Source organism: Patiriisocius marinistellae, from assembly GCF_009014635.1.
Classification (GTDB): domain Bacteria; phylum Bacteroidota; class Bacteroidia; order Flavobacteriales; family Flavobacteriaceae; genus Patiriisocius; species Patiriisocius marinistellae.
This window is the reverse complement of the sequence record NZ_BKCF01000003.1, coordinates 37415-56151: the sequence shown is the minus strand read 5'-3', so window position 1 is coordinate 56151 and position 18737 is coordinate 37415. Positions and strand designations below refer to the sequence as shown.

Below are 18737 nucleotides of genomic sequence, written 5' to 3'. Positions count from 1 at the left end.
ATTACCTCTTTGATTTTTTTGTGGCTTTAAACATTGCTTCCCCAATAAAACAAAAGATTATAATTCCAACAGAAATTAGCACTCCTATTCTGTTTTTATCAAATTGTTGAACAATGAGTACAATGAATGCAGCAGCACAAAGGATAGCTCCTAAAAAAGTTATTATTTTACTTGCATTCAAGCTATTGGATTTTTTAAAAGCAGTAAAATTTACTATTGTAAAAATGAGTAGAAAACCAGCACTACCAGATGTTGAGATACTTTCTAAATTAACAAAGTTAGCGATAAGTAAAGTTAGTGTAACTGTTATAAGAAGACCTACAGGTTTATTCCATAATTGATATGTAAACTCATGAGGCAGCTCATCGTCTTCGGCAAGTTCGTAGCTTACTCTACTACCTCCGTAAAGTGTGGCATTAATTGCTGAAAATGTAGAAATCAAAGCAGCAATCGTCATAATTGTAAACCCTATTTGACCAATCAATGGTTTTGATGCCTCTGCAAGAACATAATCTTTAGCAGTTGCTATTGCATCAAAATTGAGCGACCCTACCGTAATCATTGCTATTAAAATATAGAGTAACACTACAAAACCTACAGAGTAATAATATGCCTTAAAGATATTTTTCTCCGGATTTTCCATATCTGGAACTGCATTTGCAATAAGTTCAAATCCTTCATACGCTACAAATATTACCATCCCACCAGCGAGTAATTGTAACGGTGCTTCCCAATTTGAAGGATTAAGTTGTGATAAATTTACATTTCCGAAGAGACCATAAATACCTAAACCTACAAAAGCAAGTAAAATAATCAACTTGATAAATACTGCTGCACTTTCAATTTTTCCAACAACCTTTAGACTATAATAATTAATCACTGTTGCCAGTAAAACTACAAAAGTGATATAAATATGTGTGTCAATAGTTTTATCTCCTGTAGCCGAAAAAAGTTCTGGGCCATAAGAGCCAAAAGCACTTGCGTATAACGATAACATGATAATGTAACTTATCCAAAGAACATTATTAACTCCACCGCTAAATACTCCTTGACCAAATCCCTCATTAATAAAACGAACAGTACCACCACGGTCTGGATATTTTAATGATAACTTTGCGTAAGCATAAGCTGTAAATAAAGCTATTATACCTGCAACTAAAAATGCTACTGGAGTACCTCCTTTAGCTAATGAGACAGCAAGTCCTAATACTGCAAATATTCCACCACCAACCATACCTCCTATTCCTATAGCGATGGCATCTTTTAGTTTAATATTTTTAGAATCAGACAAATTTCGCTTTATTTAATGATTATTGAGCTACGGGTGCTTCCTCTTCTTGTCTAAATAATTCTAAAAAAGCATCGCCTAAACTATTTATAATATCACTTGCCATCATTGCCTCAAAACCTACTGTTTGAGATGCAATATTTCCTGCACTACCATGAAGATACACTCCAAACACAGAAGCCAATAATGGATCATATCCTTGTGCTAATAATCCAGATAAACAACCACTTAACACATCACCACTTCCAGCAGTTGCCATTCCTGGATTTCCAGTAGTATTAATATAAAGTTCATTACCCATTACAGTAATGGTATTTGCACCTTTGATTATAATAATTACTTTATAGGTTGCAGAAAACTCTTGGCATTTTTTAATCTTATCATAATCATCTGTCCACTCCCCTACTAATCTTGCAAGCTCGCCAGGATGCGGAGTTAAAATAGCATTCTCTGGGAGTAACTTAATAAGTGTTTTTGTCTTTGAAATACAGTTTAAAGCATCTGCATCAATTACTATGGGACATAACACTTTTTTTAATAATGCTTTTAAAGCAGTTGCAGTTTCATCATTATTTCCTATGCCCATACCCACTGCAATTGCATCGGGTTCAAAATCATAATTAATATTAGTAATAAAATCTTCGTTTTCATCAGTTTTAACCATTGCTTCTGGCACTGTAGATTGCAATATAGAATAACCACTTCTAGGTACCATTGCCGTAACTTTTCCTGCACCTATGCGCATTGTCGCTTTTGTAGCAAGGACAGAGGCTCCCATCATTCCGTAGCTTCCAGCAACGATTAATGAATGTCCAAAATTACCTTTATGTGCATATTTATTTCGCTGTTTATAAAAACGTTGTGCTTGTGGCTTTGCTATTAATTGAGCCAAAGGTTCTTGACTTTCTAAATATGCAGCGTCAAGACCAATATCAATTGCCTCATAAAAAGTAACATAAGGGCCTGTTTCTGGCAAAAAGAAGGACAACTTTGGAGCTTGAAATGTTAATGTATGATTAGACTTTACAATTGCATCAAAGTCCTCCACTGCCTGCTCAGCAGAGAGTCCGCTTGGAATATCAATAGACAACTTAAAAGCTCTCTGTGTATTAATGTGCAAAATTAAGTCCTTCACCCACCCTTCTGGAGGTCTGTTTAATCCTATACCAAACAACGCATCAATTATAATATCTTGAGGTGCTATTTCTGGAAAATCTTCTGCACCTTTCATTAAAATTGGCCAATTTTTAGTCACATCTTTGTACCTACTGTAATTAGTCAAAAAGCAAGGCGAGCGTTTATCTGTAAAATTTGCTATATAACATTTAACATTATAACCACTTTCTATCAACAGCCTTCCAAGCACTAAGCCATCTCCTCCATTATTACCTATACCACAAAAAATATGAACAGGAACTTGTGCGCCTTGCATACGTTGATGCAACCATGTAAAAATATAACTACCGGCACGCTCCATTAAATCTACTGAGGTTATATTTTGGTTATTACAGGTTACTTCATCTGCTTCGTATAACTGTTTTGATGAGAATATTTTCAAAGTTTTGGATTTTTAGATTTAAATAATTTCAAGAATAGAATAATGTTTCTCTCTTCGGAAATTTTAATTATTTGAAACTGATAATTGCTGTTTGTAATCTTCGCTTATTAATAAAAATTTTTGGCAAATTTCAGAAATATAAAAATACAAATATCTTAATGGCCTAGAGAGGATAATTTCAAAAGAAATATTCGAAGTTTACACCTCGCTTTAATACATTTGTGAACCTTAACGGAAATTGGTGTAATGAAACTAAATTATAATATTGATTATTGAAATTTCCGAAGTGATTAAAAGTATTTAACAAAACGTTTAATTAATAAATTTCCGCCTGTGCGGGCACAAAGATGAAAAATACAGCCTTAACTAAAATACACGAAGCACTTGGTGCAAAAATGGTCCCATTTGCAGGATATAATATGCCTGTTTCTTACGAAGGCGTTAATGCTGAGCATGAAACTGTGCGTAATAGTGTGGGGGTTTTTGATGTGTCGCACATGGGTGAATTTTTAATTTTAGGGCCTAATGCTCTAGATTTAATTCAGCTTGTTTGTAGCAATGACGCTTCAAAATTAAAGGATGGGCAAGCGCAATACAGTTGTCTTCCCAATGAAGATGGAGGTGTTGTAGATGATTTAATTATCTACCGTCTAGAAGCAGAAAAGTGGTTGCTAGTTGTAAATGCATCAAATATTGAAAAAGACTGGAACTGGATTAGTAGTCATAATTCAATGGGTGCCGAAATGAAGAATATTAGTGAAGACTATTCTTTATTAGCCATTCAAGGACCAAAAGCAGTTGAAGCGATGCAATCTTTAACATCTGAAGATTTAGCAGCTATTAAATTTTACACCTTCAAAGTTTCAGACTTTGCAGGGATTGACAATGTAATTATAAGCGCAACTGGTTACACAGGAAGCGGAGGGTTTGAAATCTATTGCAAAAATACTGAGGTGGCTCAAGTATGGACTAAAGTAATGGAAGCTGGAGCAGATTTTGGCATTAAGCCTATAGGTTTAGCAGCAAGAGACACCTTGAGATTAGAAATGGGATATTGCCTCTACGGAAATGATATTGATGATAGTACCTCTCCACTTGAAGCTGGCTTAGGCTGGATTACAAAATTTAATAAAGATTTTGTAAACAGCGAAGCACTCAAAAAACAAAAAGAGCAAGGTGTTGAAAAAACATTAATTGCTTTTGAACTTAACGAAAGAGGAATTCCAAGACAAGGCTACGATATTGTTGATGGCAACGGAAACAAAATAGGGAATGTAACCAGCGGTACTATGTCTCCTTCTATGAATAAGGGAATTGGTCTTGGTTATGTGCCTGTAGTATTTAAAGATGTAGGTTCAAAAATTAATATTCAAATTAGAAAAAACGCAGTGCCTGCTACAGTAGTGAAGTTGCCTTTTTATAAGAAGAGTTAAGAGCGTTTGTAGTTTATTATAGTCAGAATGAGCTTTTCGACAATCTTAAAATAAACTAAAGTAGAGTCTTATTTTCAAGTAACGATATTATAAAATTTAGTATAAAATTATGTCAGGAGGAGATTGGAAAACAATGTTTAAAGCAATTCAGGATAATGATATTGAATTGGTTAAAATGTATTTACGTTTAGGTATGGATCCTAATTATCAACATCCAGAGGTTATGGCTCTTCCAATATCTGAAAGTATTCGCTACAATAATATAGCTATCATAGAATTACTACTTGCAAACGGTGCAGACCTCTCTATCATAGAAATGGAAAGTGGCGTTACTCCATTAAAACTTGCCGAAAACAGAAATAATAAAGACATTATCGCCTTAATTAATCAATTTGTAAATTAAAGCCAAATAACAAACATAAAATGCCCAACTTCCAACAAATAATAAACAGAATCCACAGCGACTTAAAAGCCACAAAAAACACTGGAGAAGTCGCAGATTATATTCCAGAGTTAGGTAAAGTTGATGGGGAAAAATTTGGTATCTACTTAAATAATATTCACGGTGACAATTATGAGGTGGGCGACACGCAAGTACCCTTCTCCATTCAAAGTATTTCAAAAGTATTTACTCTTGCAATGGCATTTGCGAGTCAAGGCAACGAACTATGGAAACGAGTGGACGTTGAACCTTCGGGCAATCCTTTTAACTACTTGTCATTATTAGAAAATGAAGAAGGTATTCCTAGAAACCCTCTCATTAATAGCGGCGCTATCGTTGTGGCGGATTGTTTGGTTTCAACACTAAAAAATCCAAAAGAAGATTTTCTTCAATTTGTACGTGGTTTGGCTGGTGATGATTCTATTTCATACAACCTAGAAGTTGCCGAGTCTGAGCGTAAAACAGGATTTAGAAATTATGCAATTGCAAATCTTTTAAAATCATTTGACAATCTAGCAAATCCTGTTGAGGACGTTCTAGATTTTTATTTTCATCAGTGTTCTCTTGAGATGACTTGTGAGCAATTATCAAATTCCTTTTTTGCATTTGCAAATCATGGTAAATGCATGAAGAACAAACAATGCTTAACTGAAAAACAAGCCAAACGTATTAACGCAATTATGCTTACGTGTGGTTTTTACGATGAAGCTGGCGAATTTGCTTTTGAGGTAGGACTGCCTGGAAAAAGTGGCGTTGGTGGTGGCATTGTTGCACTTTTACCCAACCATTATGTAATTACTGCTTGGTCCCCCCCACTTAATCCAAAGGGTAACAGCTACTTAGGAATGCAGGCTTTAGAACAATTTACAACAGAGACTAAATCGTCTATTTTTTAGTTATATAATAGATGAATCCCCAAAAACATACGGTCTTAATTATTGGCGCAAGCGGCTTTATAGGCAACACAATTTATAGAGATCTTTGCAACTATTTTGACACCTACGGCACCTATTTTTCTTCAAAAAATAACTTTGGTAATAACCAACAATTCTTTCATTTTGATGTTTCAAAAGGTGGCATAGCCGAAATTTTAAATACAGTCAATCCCTCTGTCATCATTTCAAGTTTAAAAGGTGACTATGCAGCGCAGCTTAAAACCCATCGCGAAATTGCAACTTGGGTATCACAACATCATTATGCTAGATTACTGTTTCTTTCATCAATGGATGTATTTAATGCACGTAAGGATTTCCCATCGTATGAAAAAGACAGCCCAAAATCTAATACAAAGGGTGGAATGTTTAAAATTTCAGTAGAAAGAATGTTACTGGAAACCATTCCTGCGCAGACAGCTATTTTAAGGTTGCCATTGGTTTTTGGCAATAACTCACCAAGAATTACAGAGCTTAGAGATGCTGTGCGTTTTAATACGAATTATGAAATATTCCCTAATTTAATTATTAGCGTTACAACTGCAGATAAAATTGCACAACAACTACATTATATTATTGCAACTAATGATGACGGTATCTTCCATTTAGCAAGTGAAGATGTAATACACCATAACGATTTTATAACAGAAATTTGTGAGAAAACAACAGGTAAATTTCCTATTTTTAAAAACGTGTACGATAGAAATGATGAGTCTTACTTAGCTATTTTGCCCAAATTTAAAAAATTACCTGAGCATTATAATATTACAGTGAGTGACGTTGTTGACAATTGTATTTTAGAAGATATAGTAACACTAAAAACCTAAGAAATGAACAAAATGACCGATAAAGATATAAACGAAAAACTAGCTCAATTTGATGGTTGGGATATAGAAGAAGGCGCATTACATACTATATTTGAGTTTGAAAATTTTAAGGAAGCGTTTTCCGCAATGACACGTATTTCGTTTGAATGTGAAAAACAAGGGCATCATCCAGAGTGGACAAATATTTATAATACACTAGAGATTTATCTTACAACACATGATGCAGATGGAATTACTGAAAAAGACTTTAAACTAGCTAAAGCGATTGATGAGTTAATTGGCTAACATCTTAAACTCATTTATTATTTTAAATTCCTAATAACAGATTCATACTTATGGAGATGTTATTAGGGATTTTTTTATATTTGATATTTAATATAAATATTACATTTTGGCAATTAAAACTGTTGAGATATTCAAATAAAATATAATTATGGGAAGAGCTTTTGAATTTAGAAAAGCAAGGAAAATGAAACGTTGGTCTGCTATGAGTAAGGCCTTTACACGTATAGGAAAAGATATTGTGATGGCTGTAAAAGAAGGTGGTCCAGATCCAGATTCAAATTCTAGATTGCGAGCAGTTATTCAAAATGCCAAGTCAATAAACATGCCCAAGGATAACGTAGAGCGTGCTATTAAGCGTGCGAGCGATAAAAATCAAGGTGATTATAAAGAAGTGATTTTTGAGGGGTATGCACAGCACGGTATTGCCGTTTTAGTTGAGACGGCTACAGATAATAATACCCGTACGGTAGCAAATGTGCGTGCTTGTTTTAATAAAACTGATAGCAGCTTTGGTACTTCTGGCTCAGTTGTTTTTATGTTTGACCACACTTGTAATTTTAAAGTAAAGGCTGAAGGTTTAGATCTAGAAGAGCTAGAGTTAGAGTTAATTGATGAAGGTGTAGAAGAAATATTTGAAGATACAGATGAGAATGCTGATGGTGAAACTGAAACAAGTGTTGTTATTTACGCACCTTTTGAAAGCTTCGGAAATATACAGGCATATTTAGAATCTAATAATATTGAAATACTTTCTTCAGGTTTTGAAAGAATACCTCAAGTAACAAAAAAGTTGAACGAAGAAGAAATGGCAGATGTTGAAAAGCTTTTAGAGAAACTTGAAGATGATGACGATGTACAAAATGTATATCATACTATGGAGGAAAGTTAATAATTACTTCATTTTAGAACATAAAAAAACTCCCAATTTTATATAAAAATTGGGAGTTTAATTTTATTAAAATTTCAGTATGAATACTGATTAGATTTAGTCTTCAGAAAATACTACTGAAGATGCACCACTTAAAATATTATTTAAATTAGGTGCAATATTTCCACCTGTTGAAACATTTGTAAAAGCAAGAATACGTCCACCAGAATTAGCTCTTTCTGCAATATAAACTGTATTCCCATCTGCATCATAATCTACACTTACTGGATTTCCTAGAAAAGTGTTTGATCCTGCAACACGAACTTGGTTTCCTGCAACTGCTAAAGTACCACCGTTTTCAACAGCGCTAAATTTAGCTTGAAAATCATTTATAATATGAAACCCACCATCGGTATTAAAATTTGGAGAAACATCACCGCTAGCTTCACCTATATCAGTAAGCACCATTGTACCACCGTCAAAGCCAATACCGTGAGTTCTAGTTATACCTTCAATAGCAACTCTTTTTGTAGGTGCTGCTGGTCCAGTCATAATAAAGTTTGAAGAAAAGTTTGAAAATAAAGCTACCTCGTTAGTTTTATCAACAACTGCGTATAGATTATCTCCTACAAATTCGATTCCCCATACAGCAAAATCTGTTGTAATTACATTTCTTAACGTATATGTATTATCGTTTCTTGTAAAAACCCAAAGTCTATTGTCAACAGTAGTATCATCACCGTCAACATCCATATTATCAGAAACAACATAAATATTTGATGAAACTGCTAAATCTCTTGGACTACCCAAAATAGTTGGGCTACCTGCTTCTAATTCTAAAGCATCACCATTATCTGTTCTGTCTAAAGAATCAAAAGTATTTAAATTTTTATTACTTCTACTTACTACTGTAATTTCATCATCTCCGCTATCAACATAAAGCCCTTCTGCGTCCGTATTTTCTTGGATTGTTCTTAATGTTCTTACTTCTACATCCCCATCATCTTCAATTTGATATGCTGTGATGTCACCACTCAAATTACTTGTTGCATAAAGATTTACTCTTAAATCATTACCCGTAATATCGTCATCATCCCCACAAGAGATAAATACCAATGATGCAAGCGCTGTTACTGTTAAAAATTTTAATGTTTTCATTTATAGTTGTTTTTGTTTAGAACATAGATAGCGCTGATTCTAATTATAAAAAAACTTAAATAAAACGATTAACTAACTTTTAACTTTCCATATCTGTAAATCAAATATTTAAAAACCCTATGCAATTTATCGTTAACGCCAATTTTTGATAACAAACTGTTAATTACAAATTTGATTTATTAAAAAAAATTAACTCCACTCAGGAATTTTACCAATTACTCCTTTAAAAAATTTACGAAGCTCAATCTCATCTTCAACGATAGAACCCGTTGGAAAAAACGCAGTACCTATTGTCATAGTTTTTGATGGATAATCTAAACTTATAGGGATTATTGGCACTCCCGCTTCCCTCGCAATATAATAATAACCAGTTTTCCAAGTTTCAACCTTAGTGCGTGTTCCTTCTGGAGCTATGGCTAATCTAAACTCATTTTTGCTTTTTATTACGCTTGCAATTGCTTGTACCTTATTTTCATTTTTACCTCTATTTAATGGAGCGCCCCCCATCCACCTAAAATACCAACCTATTAGTGGATGAAACAACTCTCTTTTTCCTACAAAATTAATCTCAATCTTTAAAATACGTCTTGCAAGTACTGATAATATAAAATCAAAATAACTTGTATGCGGAGCTACAATTAATACAGATTTTTTAATATTACGGTCAAAATCACCTTTAATTTTCCAGCCAAATACGGTATGATATATAAATTTTGCAACTCCCATATTACATCTTTAAGTAAAGTGCTTTCAATACATCTCTAGTCATTATTGACTCCCAATCTTTCCCGAGCGCATTTTCCCAAAGTGGTACTAAACCTAATGCAACATCAATCATCGTATTCATTTGAATTTCGGAGAGATTTCCGCAGACATTTTTAGGAATAGTGATATCAAAACGCTCGACCATTTCCTTAAACAAAACCACATCTTCTCCATAGTATTTCTCTAATTGATTAAAAACAATACAGTTACCTATGCCATGCTTTGTGCCTAACACATAAGACAATCCATAACTCATAGCATGAGCGATACCCACTTGAGAGTATGCAATACTCATCCCACCATGCCATGACGCCATCATTAACTTACCTCTCTTTTCTTCTTCGGAAATTTTATTCTCAACAAAAATTTCTTTGCACAGATCGTATGCCTTTTCTCCGTAACTTTCTGAAAATGCATTTAAAAATGTACCGTTAAGTGATTCAACACAATGAATAAAACAATCCATTCCAGTATAAAACCATTGATCTTTAGGTACTCCTATTGTTAAATCTGGATCTAAGATTACTTGATCAAAGGGTGTAAAATCACTATTAATTCCTAATTTTTTTGTTGGACCAGTAAGTACTGTCGTCCTAGAAACCTCTGAGCCTGTCCCCGAAATTGTAGGTATTCCTACATGATATACAGCTTTTTTCTTTACTAAATCCCAGCCTTGATAATCTCTTGCATTACCAGGATTAGTCAACATAATAGATACTGCTTTTGTAACATCTAAAATACTTCCTCCACCAATGCCTATAATTCCAGAAGGTGTGTAATTGAATTCAGATTTTAAATTCTGTACTATTTCATCAATTTGCTTCGTTTTTGGTTCTTCGTCTGCAGAAACATATAAAATTTTGTCATTAAAGTTTAAAGGAATTTTGTCAATCACCTCATTACTTTCCTTAAATACATCATCTACTATAAAGACAAAGGGTGCTTTACTTTTTCGTTGTGGTTTGATTATTTCGGCTAATTGCTCATAACTACCTTTTCCAAAAACCACTTTTGGTACCATTGGAAAATTTTTAAAGACGGGTTTTCCCGCTTGTTTCGTTTCGGTTTCCTTTAATAATAATTTGTTAGCTCTCACAAGGTCTTCTGGCGTGTCAATTTCAACTCCTTGAACGTTTGTAACTGCCATTTTTATATTTTTACCGTACTCTAAATAGCGAATACATTCAATTTTTTCTGCTGCTTCCAGCTTTCCCATTGGCAATTTGTAAAAATCTAAAATTGCTTGTTTTCTAAAAGCATAAATCCCTTTATGCTTATAATATTGGACTGCTGCATTTTTATCACGTGGATATGGAATAGGTGAACGCGAAAAATATTGTGCGAAGTTTTGCTTATCAACAATTACTTTTACACAATTAGGGTCGCTAATCTCTTTCCAATCGTGAATTTCTGTCATTAAGGATGCTAAGTCAATTTTGTCTGCATCGTCTCCTTTAAATACTTCGAGAACTTGTACTAATGCTTCTCTATTTGTAAATGGCTCATCACCTTGTACGTTGACAACAATATCAATATCCATGTTAGCAACAGCTTCTGCAATGCGATCACTTCCGCATTCATGTTCTTTTATACTCATAATGGCTTTACCTCCGTGGTTGATAATTTCATTATAAATTATATCACTATCGGTCACTACAAAAACGTCATCAAAAAGTTTTGTAGCTACTGTAGCATCATACGTTCTAATGATTACTGGGAGACCTCCCAAATTTTGCATAAGCTTTCCTGGAAATCTAGAGGCGGCATAACGTGCCGGAATCATTGCTATTATTTTCAAATCTATTGTGCTGTTTATTTAATATTTCAGAAGTAATGTAACTTCTTTTAATAATTTACTATCTATGTAAAATTAACCAACTTCCTCAAAAAAGTCTTCCTTAAAACCAATTAAATATAACTTGTCTTGTGCGCGTGTAATTGCTGTGTACAACCAACGTAAATAATCTTTATCAACACCATTAGGTAAATAAGGCTGCTCCACAAATACATTAGCCCACTGCCCTCCTTGGCTTTTATGACAGGTAATAGCATAAGAAAATTTTACTTGCAAGGCATTAAAGTAACGGTTCTTTTTAACAGCCATAAACTTTTTATACTTAGATGTTTCATGATCATAATCTTTCATGACTTCTTGGTATAATTTATTTGATTCATCGTACGTTAAAGATGGAGTTTGGGAAGTAAGAGTATCTAATAAAAGTACTGTTTCAAAAGCTTTCATTCTTGGATAATCTGCCATTTGTACTTTTACTTCCGCAAAGCGAAAACCATACAACTCAACAAATCTAAAAATTTCTAAAACTTCTACAATATCTCCATTAGCAATAAATCCTGCATCACTTTCACTAGAAACCCAATGATAGTTATTTTTAACAACCATTAATCTGTCACCTGCAGAAAGTTCATCTTCTTGATCTAAAATGCGGGTTCGTATGCTTTGATTATACAAATTTGCTCGTTTATTAGAACGTACAATTAATACGGTATCGTCACTTCTATCATTATTGTAATGCTCTTGTAACGCATCCATAATCGCCATACCGTCCTCTGGTTGAATTACATCAGGAAATTGAACTCCACTAAATTTAAACCTATCAAAAATCCCTTCATTTAACGTTTCTCTTAATCTCGTGGCGTTTACTAAAATACCACTGTCTAGCTTTTGACGAACTACATCATCTAATTCAATTTCAATAACCTTTTTATTAAATGAATCTTCTAAGGTACGTCTATCAAGTGCTGGACTAACATCTAGCTTTACTGGTGGTAATTGAGCAGTATCCCCTATTAATAATAGTTTACAATTATGACCGCTATGAACAAACTCCATTAAGTCTTGTAATAAAGATCCATTCTCAAAAAGTTTTGCGTCTTGATTAATATCTGGAATCATAGATGCTTCATCTACCATAAAAATAGCATTACGGTGTTTATTTTTTTGAAGAGTAAAACTTACTCCTCCACCTTTTTTTGCTTTAGGATAATATATTTTTTTATGAATAGTAAATGCCTCTTGATTAGCATAATTACTAATAACTTTTGCTGCTCTACCTGTAGGTGCTAATAAAACTGAACTCATTTTAGCCTTCCATAGGTTTTTTACAAGAGTTCCTGTTGTTGTAGTTTTACCTGTACCCGCATATCCTTTTAATAAAAAGACCTCATTTTTTTTCTTGCTCAAGACAAATTTTGCTAATAATTGCAACGCAATGTCTTGTTTTGCAGTAGTAGTATGAGGGAAATCGCTTTTAAGTAAACTATAAAAATGTGAAACATCCATAAATTAAAGTGCATTTGCGGGGTTAAAGATGCGTTGATTTTTTAAGAATATAGTTTTACGAACAAAAAAAAATTGTAGATTTGCGAGAGACCAATAACTGAATAAAAATTTAAAAGGTACTAAATAATGAAAATAATCTTACAGGTTGTTCTTTTGGCATTAATCGCATTTCTTGGATATCAATTATATAATTCTATTATTGGTCCCGTAAAATTTAATGAAGAACGTGATGCACGTTATGAAAAAGTAATTAGAAGTTTGAAAGACATTCAAGTTTCACAATTAGCTTACAAAGAAATCAATGGTAAATTTACTGGAGATTTTGATAGTTTAATTAACTTTATTGAAGTTGGACAATTTGCAAACATTCAACGTAGAGACACAAGTTATGCAGATCAAAAGAAAAATAGAGCCTATGGACTAGACGCTATGACGGGTGGATATATACTCGAAGATGTTTTAGTTGACACACTAGGATATACCCCTGTAAAAGATTCACTCTTTAAAAACTCTAATCGTTACAAAACTATGATGAAAATTCCTGTTGAGGGGGTTGACAAAAATTTTGATATGAAAGCTGGGCATGTATTTAAAAACGATGTTAAATATGCAGCCTTTGAAGCGAAAGTTGAAAAAGATGTAATATTACATGATATGAATAAAGATTTATTACAACAAGAAAAGCAGGTAGTATCTGTTGAAGGTGTTAATGGACCTACAATTAAAGTTGGATCTTTAGATAATGTTGACACATCTGGTAACTGGCCAAAAATATATGACACAGTTAAAGACTAACGACATATTAAAACATAACAACAGATTGTCCGTTCAAATTTCTTTGACCGGACATTCTTTTTTAGTGACATCTATTGTTACTAATGCAGTGGTTTTCTTTTCTGAAATATTACACAAATCCCCAATTTCACCAGAAGAGGCATTACATAAGATAAAAGATCTTATTGATAATAATTTAAATGTAACCGAAAATATTACCGAAGTAAATTTAATCTTCAATAATAATATTTCAACGGTTGTTCCTACCCCTCTATTTGATGAAACTAAAGCCGTAGAATATCTTAAGTTTAATTCAAAAATTTTAATTACAGATTTTATTGCTAATGATTCACTTCAAGCTCATGATATTGTAGTTGTATATGTACCATATGTAAATATTAGTAATTATTTTTTTGAAACATATGGAAGTTTTGAATACCATCATACAACAACGTTACTTTTAAAACACGTACTAGGTTCTGAAACATTCTCAGCAGATTTAAATGTGCATATAGATGTTTATCAAAACATATTTACAATGATCATTACTAAGAATGGTAAATTAATATTATGTAATACATTTGATTATAGAACTCCAGAGGATTTTATATACTATATTCTTTTTTGCTTTGAACAAAATGCAATAAACCCAGAGGAAACACCTTTATTTTTGAGTGGTTATATTTCAGAAGAGGATGCCACATATAAATTACTATACAACTACGTACGTACTATTAATTTTACTGATTTAAAAACAAAAACAATATTCATTGACGGTCAACCGGCTCACCGCCATCTATTGTTAAAAAGCTTTAATTAATGCGCATAATCTCAGGTTCACATAAAGGAAAACGACTTACAGCACCTAAAAGCTTACCAGTTAGGCCCACTACAGATTTTGCAAAAGAAGCACTCTTTAACATACTAAATCATCGCATTGCATTTCATGAAATAAAATTGCTAGACCTTTTTTCAGGTACTGGGAATATTAGCTACGAGTTTGCATCACGTGGATGTGAACAAATAACAGCTGTTGATAGTCATTATGGTTGTGTAAAATATATTTCAGAAACTGCAAAAGAATTAGACTTTACAATACAAACAGCTAAGGCTGATGTATATAAGTTTTTAGAGACTACAAGAGACATATTTGACGTTGTTTTTGCGGATCCACCCTATGATTTTGATATTCAGAAGTTAGGAAAAATGGTTGAAATAATCTTTGAAAGAGGCTTGTTAAAGACAGATGGTTTTGTTATTATTGAGCACACTAAGCACAATGATTTGTCCCAAATAACAGGCTTTACCGAAGCACGAAGATATGGAGGTTCGGTTTTTAGTTTCTTTGGGAAAACAGAAATGTGATTAGTTAAAACACAAACCACAAACCTCATTTTATGGAATCCCCACTCCTTAAAAAATTTGATTTAGAATTTGCCCAAATCGAAATTCACGATTTCTTCGTAATAGCAACTATAAAAGAAGGTATTGTTATAGACAAAGACCACAGAGAACTTTTTCACGATATTTTCAATCAATACTTTTCTAACACCCTTTTTGGATATATTTCTAATCGTAAATTTGATTATACAGTTGACCCCACAAGCTATTTAGAAAAAGGACATTTTCCTAATTTAATAGGCATGGCTGTTATTTGTTATAACGACTCAAGTGTAGCAACTGCTAATTTTGAAAAACAATTTTATCAAAGACCAATGGAAATTTGCAATAATCTTGAAAGCTCAAAAAAATGGATTAAAAATATGATTGCTATAAAAGAAAAAGCAGGCCTATAAGCCGGGTTCTGTTCAATCTAGCTTATGCTAGAAATTCCTTATCATTTATCTACACGCTACATTGCTGCAACGTTCTATCTGCCTACCCTCTGGCATTGGGCGGGAACCCTTAAGCGCCAGTATACGTGACATTTCACCGCATAGAGTTTACCTGGTTTCACTACAGCATTACCTGTACATACTTTCTGCTGCACTTGTCCTATCAAGACATTGCTGTCTCAACGACGGCTGTTAGCCGCTATGCTTCCCTATGGTGCCCGGACTTTCCTACTTGACATAAATGCCAAGACGATAAGGCGGCCTGCTATTGCAAAATTACATGAAAAATAATTTTTTATAAGCACTTCGGAAATTTTAAACAACATAAAATTTCCGAAGAAAAGAAAAAGGATTTTTTTTACACATCAATGTTAATAAATACCGAAAAATATCACCAAGCTATTTTTAAATAACTAACCAACAATCCTATATTTGTTACCCTACTATGGAACCATTTATTGTCTCAGCCCGAAAGTACAGACCTGCCGTTTTTAAAGACGTAGTAGGCCAACAGGCTATTACAAACACTTTAGAGAACGCCATAGAAAATAATCATCTTGCGCAAGCTTTATTATTTACAGGACCACGTGGTGTAGGGAAAACAACTTGTGCGCGTATACTTGCAAAAAAAATAAATCAAGATGGTACTGAGCAAAAAGATGAAGATTTTGCATTCAACATATTTGAGTTAGACGCAGCATCAAATAATTCTGTTGACGATATTCGTAATTTAATTGACCAAGTTCGTATCCCACCACAAGTGGGTAAATACAAGGTATATATTATTGATGAGGTACATATGTTATCTTCTGCAGCTTTTAATGCGTTTCTTAAAACACTTGAGGAACCACCTAAACACGCTATTTTTATTTTAGCTACTACAGAAAAGCATAAAATAATCCCTACCATTTTATCTCGCTGTCAAATTTTTGATTTTAGACGCATCACTGTTCAAGATATCAAAAACCACCTTGCAGATGTTGCAAAACAAGAAGGGATTATTGCAGATGATGATGCCTTGCATGTAATTTCACAAAAGGCAGATGGCGCATTACGTGATGCACTTTCTATTTTTGACAGAGTGGTAAGTTTTGCAGGCAAAAACCTTACACGTGAGGCAGTTACAGAAAATTTAAATGTATTAGATTATACGTATTATTTTAGCATTACAGATTTATTATTAGAAAACAATATACCTAATGTTCTGTTAGCATATAATGAAATCCTTTCAAAAGGGTTTGATGGTCATCACTTTGTAATGGGGCTTGCATCTCATTTTAGAGATTTATTAGTTTGTCAAAATCAAGCAACTATTGAGCTGCTTGAAGTGGGAGAACAAGTAAAGACCATGTATTTTGAACAATCTCAAAAAACACCACACGACTTTCTCATAGAAGGAATAGAAATTGCAAACAGTTGTGACTTGCGCTTTAAAACAAGTCGAAATCAGCGCTTACTCGTTGAACTATGTTTACTGCAATTGGCATCACTTACTGCCAAAGGCGAAAAAAAAAACTCCAATAGTCTAGGACAAGAGCGTTCAAAGCGCTTTGTACTTCCTCCCTCCCATTTTACAAATATTATTCCTCCTAAAAAGGAAGATGTATTAATTGGACCTAAGAGTACTTCGGAAAGGTTACCATCTGAAATTATCGCTACTGCAGCTCCAATTTCCGTAGAGAAAAAAGAAATAGAACCTGTTTTAGAAACAACTCGAAAACAATCTAACCAAGACTTAAAAGAAGAAGTTGAAACTGACGATGAAGCCGAAGCATTACAATCACTCACAAATGCTGAGCCTGTTTTAGATATTGATATTCAACCTGCTCCTAGTAATCCACATATAGTTGAGTCTATAGAGAGTAGTGGTTCGATGGAGGAAAACGTAGGGTATGAGCCAACAGAGGATTTAGAGAATACTGATGATGAAATTCAGGAAGAGAACACACCTCAAAAAATTGAAATAAAAAGACCTACAGGACTTCCCGAACGCAATGCAAAAAAAGTATCTGCTCTTTCTCTAAAAAGTATAAAAGAAAGAAATCAACTAAAAGAGGCTTTTATTGCAAATGCACCAGACAAAGAGAATTTACCTTCTGAAGATTTTACAGAAGAAGCATTAATTAATGCTTGGAATGAGTTTACCGAAATTGTAAAGGGCAAAGGGAAACATATATTACTTTCACATTTATCCATGAATGTTCCTAGATTACAAGATGGAATGATTCATCTTTCTTTCCCCAACCACACAATTAAAACCGAGGTGGAACGCGAGAAGTATGAATTAATGAGTTATGTGCGCAAAAAACTTAAAAACTATAATGTTGACCTTGTAATTGATGTCAATGAGACCGAAGTAAAGAAATACGCCTACACTCCTATTGAAAAATTTCAAAAATTAAAAGAGAAAAATCCTTTAATTGATGAACTTAGAAAACACTTTGATCTCGATATTTAAAAAAAAGAGTATTGTATTTAAATTAGATGTATTTTAATTTCAATAAATAAATCTAAAGAGAGAGCCTATATTAATTTAACTAACAATTTTTATCAAGTATGTCACAAATGTCAACAGACCCAATAAAAATGCTAGGTTTAAAATTACCTACAGACCCACGATGGGTAAATATTGTAGAGAAAAATGTAGAAGAAATTTTAACAGACCATGCCTATTGTGAACAAAAAGCTACTTCCACAGCTATTTCATTGATAGTTTCGTTTCCAGAATATACTGAGCTTGTACAAGAAATGGTGTTACTTGTAAAAGAAGAAATTAGTCACTTTAAATTAGTCCATGATAAAATTATTGAAAGAGGCTGGGTCATGGGGCGCGACCGTAAAGATGAATATGTAATTGCGCTTTTAAAATTTTTCCCTAAAGGAGGTAGTCGAACTACTCAGTTAGTTCACAGGTTACTAATTGCTGCACTTATTGAAGCTAGAAGTTGTGAACGTTTTAGATTATTAAGTGAAGAATTACAAGATAAAGAATTGGCTAAATTTTATCGTAACCTTATGATAAGCGAAGCAGGTCATTATACTATGTTTTTAGGTTTTGCAAGACAATATGGTGAACGTGACGAAGTAGATAAAAAATGGCAATCACTATTAGAATATGAAGCTGAGGTTATGAAAGGGCTAAGCACAGGTGGGAGTATTCATGGGTAGTACATGTGACGTTATTGATTAAAATTTGTAATGTTTAATTCAAACTCTTACCTCTATTTTATCAACAAGTATAAAACCCTCATCTTCATTAAAACATCTATCA

The 18737-nt window shown here is 33.4% G+C and carries 17 protein-coding genes, 1 other RNA gene and 1 pseudogene; 11 read left to right on the top strand and 8 right to left on the bottom strand.

Features of this window, described 5'->3' with window-relative positions; genetic code table 11:
• Position 1: 1 nt before the first annotated feature.
• A complete protein-coding gene (locus GB234_RS08940) occupies positions 2-1291 on the bottom strand; it encodes an APC family permease (RefSeq protein ID WP_262714108.1) in 1290 nt (429 codons plus the stop codon).
• Between the two features lie 19 nt (positions 1292-1310).
• The gene (locus GB234_RS08935; protein WP_151894218.1) at positions 1311-2846 is read right to left on the bottom strand and encodes an NAD(P)H-hydrate dehydratase; all 1536 of its coding nucleotides are present in this window, start codon (positions 2844-2846) and stop codon (positions 1311-1313) included.
• Between the two features lie 347 nt (positions 2847-3193).
• Between GB234_RS08935 and gcvT the strand changes: the two genes are divergently transcribed.
• From gcvT to GB234_RS08905, 6 genes are all read left to right on the top strand, one after another.
• Positions 3194-4279 carry a glycine cleavage system aminomethyltransferase GcvT gene (gene gcvT, locus GB234_RS08930; RefSeq protein WP_151894217.1) on the top strand — a complete coding sequence of 362 codons (1086 nt, stop codon included), beginning with the start codon at positions 3194-3196 and terminating at the stop codon, positions 4277-4279.
• Between the two features lie 109 nt (positions 4280-4388).
• The gene (locus GB234_RS08925; RefSeq protein WP_151894216.1) at positions 4389-4682 is read left to right on the top strand and encodes an ankyrin repeat domain-containing protein; all 294 of its coding nucleotides are present in this window, start codon (positions 4389-4391) and stop codon (positions 4680-4682) included.
• Between the two features lie 20 nt (positions 4683-4702).
• On the top strand, positions 4703-5617 hold the full coding sequence (locus GB234_RS08920) for a glutaminase (RefSeq protein WP_151894215.1): 915 nt from the start codon (positions 4703-4705) through the stop codon (positions 5615-5617).
• Positions 5618-5628: 11 nt separating this feature from the next.
• On the top strand, positions 5629-6480 hold the full coding sequence (locus tag GB234_RS08915) for a sugar nucleotide-binding protein (protein WP_151894214.1): 852 nt from the start codon (positions 5629-5631) through the stop codon (positions 6478-6480).
• Positions 6481-6483: 3 nt separating this feature from the next.
• On the top strand, positions 6484-6765 hold the full coding sequence (locus GB234_RS08910) for a 4a-hydroxytetrahydrobiopterin dehydratase (protein ID WP_151894213.1): 282 nt from the start codon (positions 6484-6486) through the stop codon (positions 6763-6765).
• A gap of 148 nt (positions 6766-6913) precedes the next feature.
• A complete protein-coding gene (locus tag GB234_RS08905) occupies positions 6914-7654 on the top strand; it encodes a YebC/PmpR family DNA-binding transcriptional regulator (RefSeq protein ID WP_151894212.1) in 741 nt (246 codons plus the stop codon).
• A gap of 96 nt (positions 7655-7750) precedes the next feature.
• Here the strand turns inward: GB234_RS08905 and GB234_RS08900 are convergent, their stop codons facing one another.
• The 5 genes and pseudogenes from GB234_RS08900 to GB234_RS08885 all read right to left on the bottom strand — a co-directional run bounded on the left by GB234_RS08900 (position 7751) and on the right by GB234_RS08885 (position 12857).
• Complete coding sequence (locus tag GB234_RS08900) at positions 7751-8791, bottom strand: hypothetical protein (RefSeq protein ID WP_151894211.1); 1041 nt, start codon at positions 8789-8791, stop codon at positions 7751-7753.
• A gap of 189 nt (positions 8792-8980) precedes the next feature.
• Entirely contained in the window at positions 8981-9517 is a 537-nt protein-coding gene (locus tag GB234_RS08895; RefSeq protein ID WP_151894210.1) for a 1-acyl-sn-glycerol-3-phosphate acyltransferase, read from the bottom strand.
• Position 9518: 1 nt separating this feature from the next.
• Positions 9519-10577: an iron-containing alcohol dehydrogenase family protein gene (locus GB234_RS15220; protein WP_235906108.1), complete on the bottom strand. Its 1059-nt coding sequence runs from the start codon at positions 10575-10577 to the stop codon at positions 9519-9521.
• Between the two features lie 57 nt (positions 10578-10634).
• Positions 10635-11339, bottom strand: a pseudogene (gene kdsB / locus GB234_RS15215) (3-deoxy-manno-octulosonate cytidylyltransferase); the annotation flags it as partial.
• Positions 11340-11426: 87 nt separating this feature from the next.
• Entirely contained in the window at positions 11427-12857 is a 1431-nt protein-coding gene (locus tag GB234_RS08885) for an ATP-dependent DNA helicase (RefSeq protein ID WP_151894208.1), read from the bottom strand.
• 126 nt (positions 12858-12983) lie between these two features.
• Between GB234_RS08885 and GB234_RS08880 the strand changes: the two genes are divergently transcribed.
• Genes GB234_RS08880 through GB234_RS08870 form a run of 3 tightly spaced genes read left to right on the top strand, consistent with a single transcriptional unit; the run spans position 12984 to position 14996 of the window.
• Positions 12984-13652, top strand: a complete 669-nt coding sequence (locus tag GB234_RS08880; RefSeq protein WP_151894207.1) for a hypothetical protein — start codon at positions 12984-12986, stop codon at positions 13650-13652.
• Positions 13633-14451 (top strand): DUF3822 family protein, encoded by an 819-nt coding sequence (locus GB234_RS08875; RefSeq protein ID WP_172966866.1) that lies wholly within the window; start codon positions 13633-13635, stop codon positions 14449-14451. Before GB234_RS08880 ends, GB234_RS08875 begins: the two co-directional genes overlap by 20 nt.
• A complete protein-coding gene (locus GB234_RS08870; RefSeq protein WP_151894205.1) occupies positions 14451-14996 on the top strand; it encodes an RsmD family RNA methyltransferase in 546 nt (181 codons plus the stop codon). Before GB234_RS08875 ends, GB234_RS08870 begins: the two co-directional genes overlap by 1 nt.
• Before the next feature lie 412 nt (positions 14997-15408).
• Here the strand turns inward: GB234_RS08870 and rnpB are convergent.
• An RNA gene (gene rnpB, locus GB234_RS08865) (RNase P RNA component class A) lies at positions 15409-15735 on the bottom strand.
• 176 nt (positions 15736-15911) lie between these two features.
• On the opposite strand from rnpB, the gene GB234_RS08860 reads away from it, so the two are divergent.
• Both GB234_RS08860 and GB234_RS08855 read left to right on the top strand, forming a co-directional pair.
• Positions 15912-17924, top strand: a complete 2013-nt coding sequence (locus GB234_RS08860) for a DNA polymerase III subunit gamma/tau (protein ID WP_151894204.1) — start codon at positions 15912-15914, stop codon at positions 17922-17924.
• A gap of 128 nt (positions 17925-18052) precedes the next feature.
• Complete coding sequence (locus GB234_RS08855; RefSeq protein WP_151894491.1) at positions 18053-18634, top strand: MiaE family protein; 582 nt, start codon at positions 18053-18055, stop codon at positions 18632-18634.
• The last annotated feature ends 103 nt before the right edge of the window (positions 18635-18737 follow it).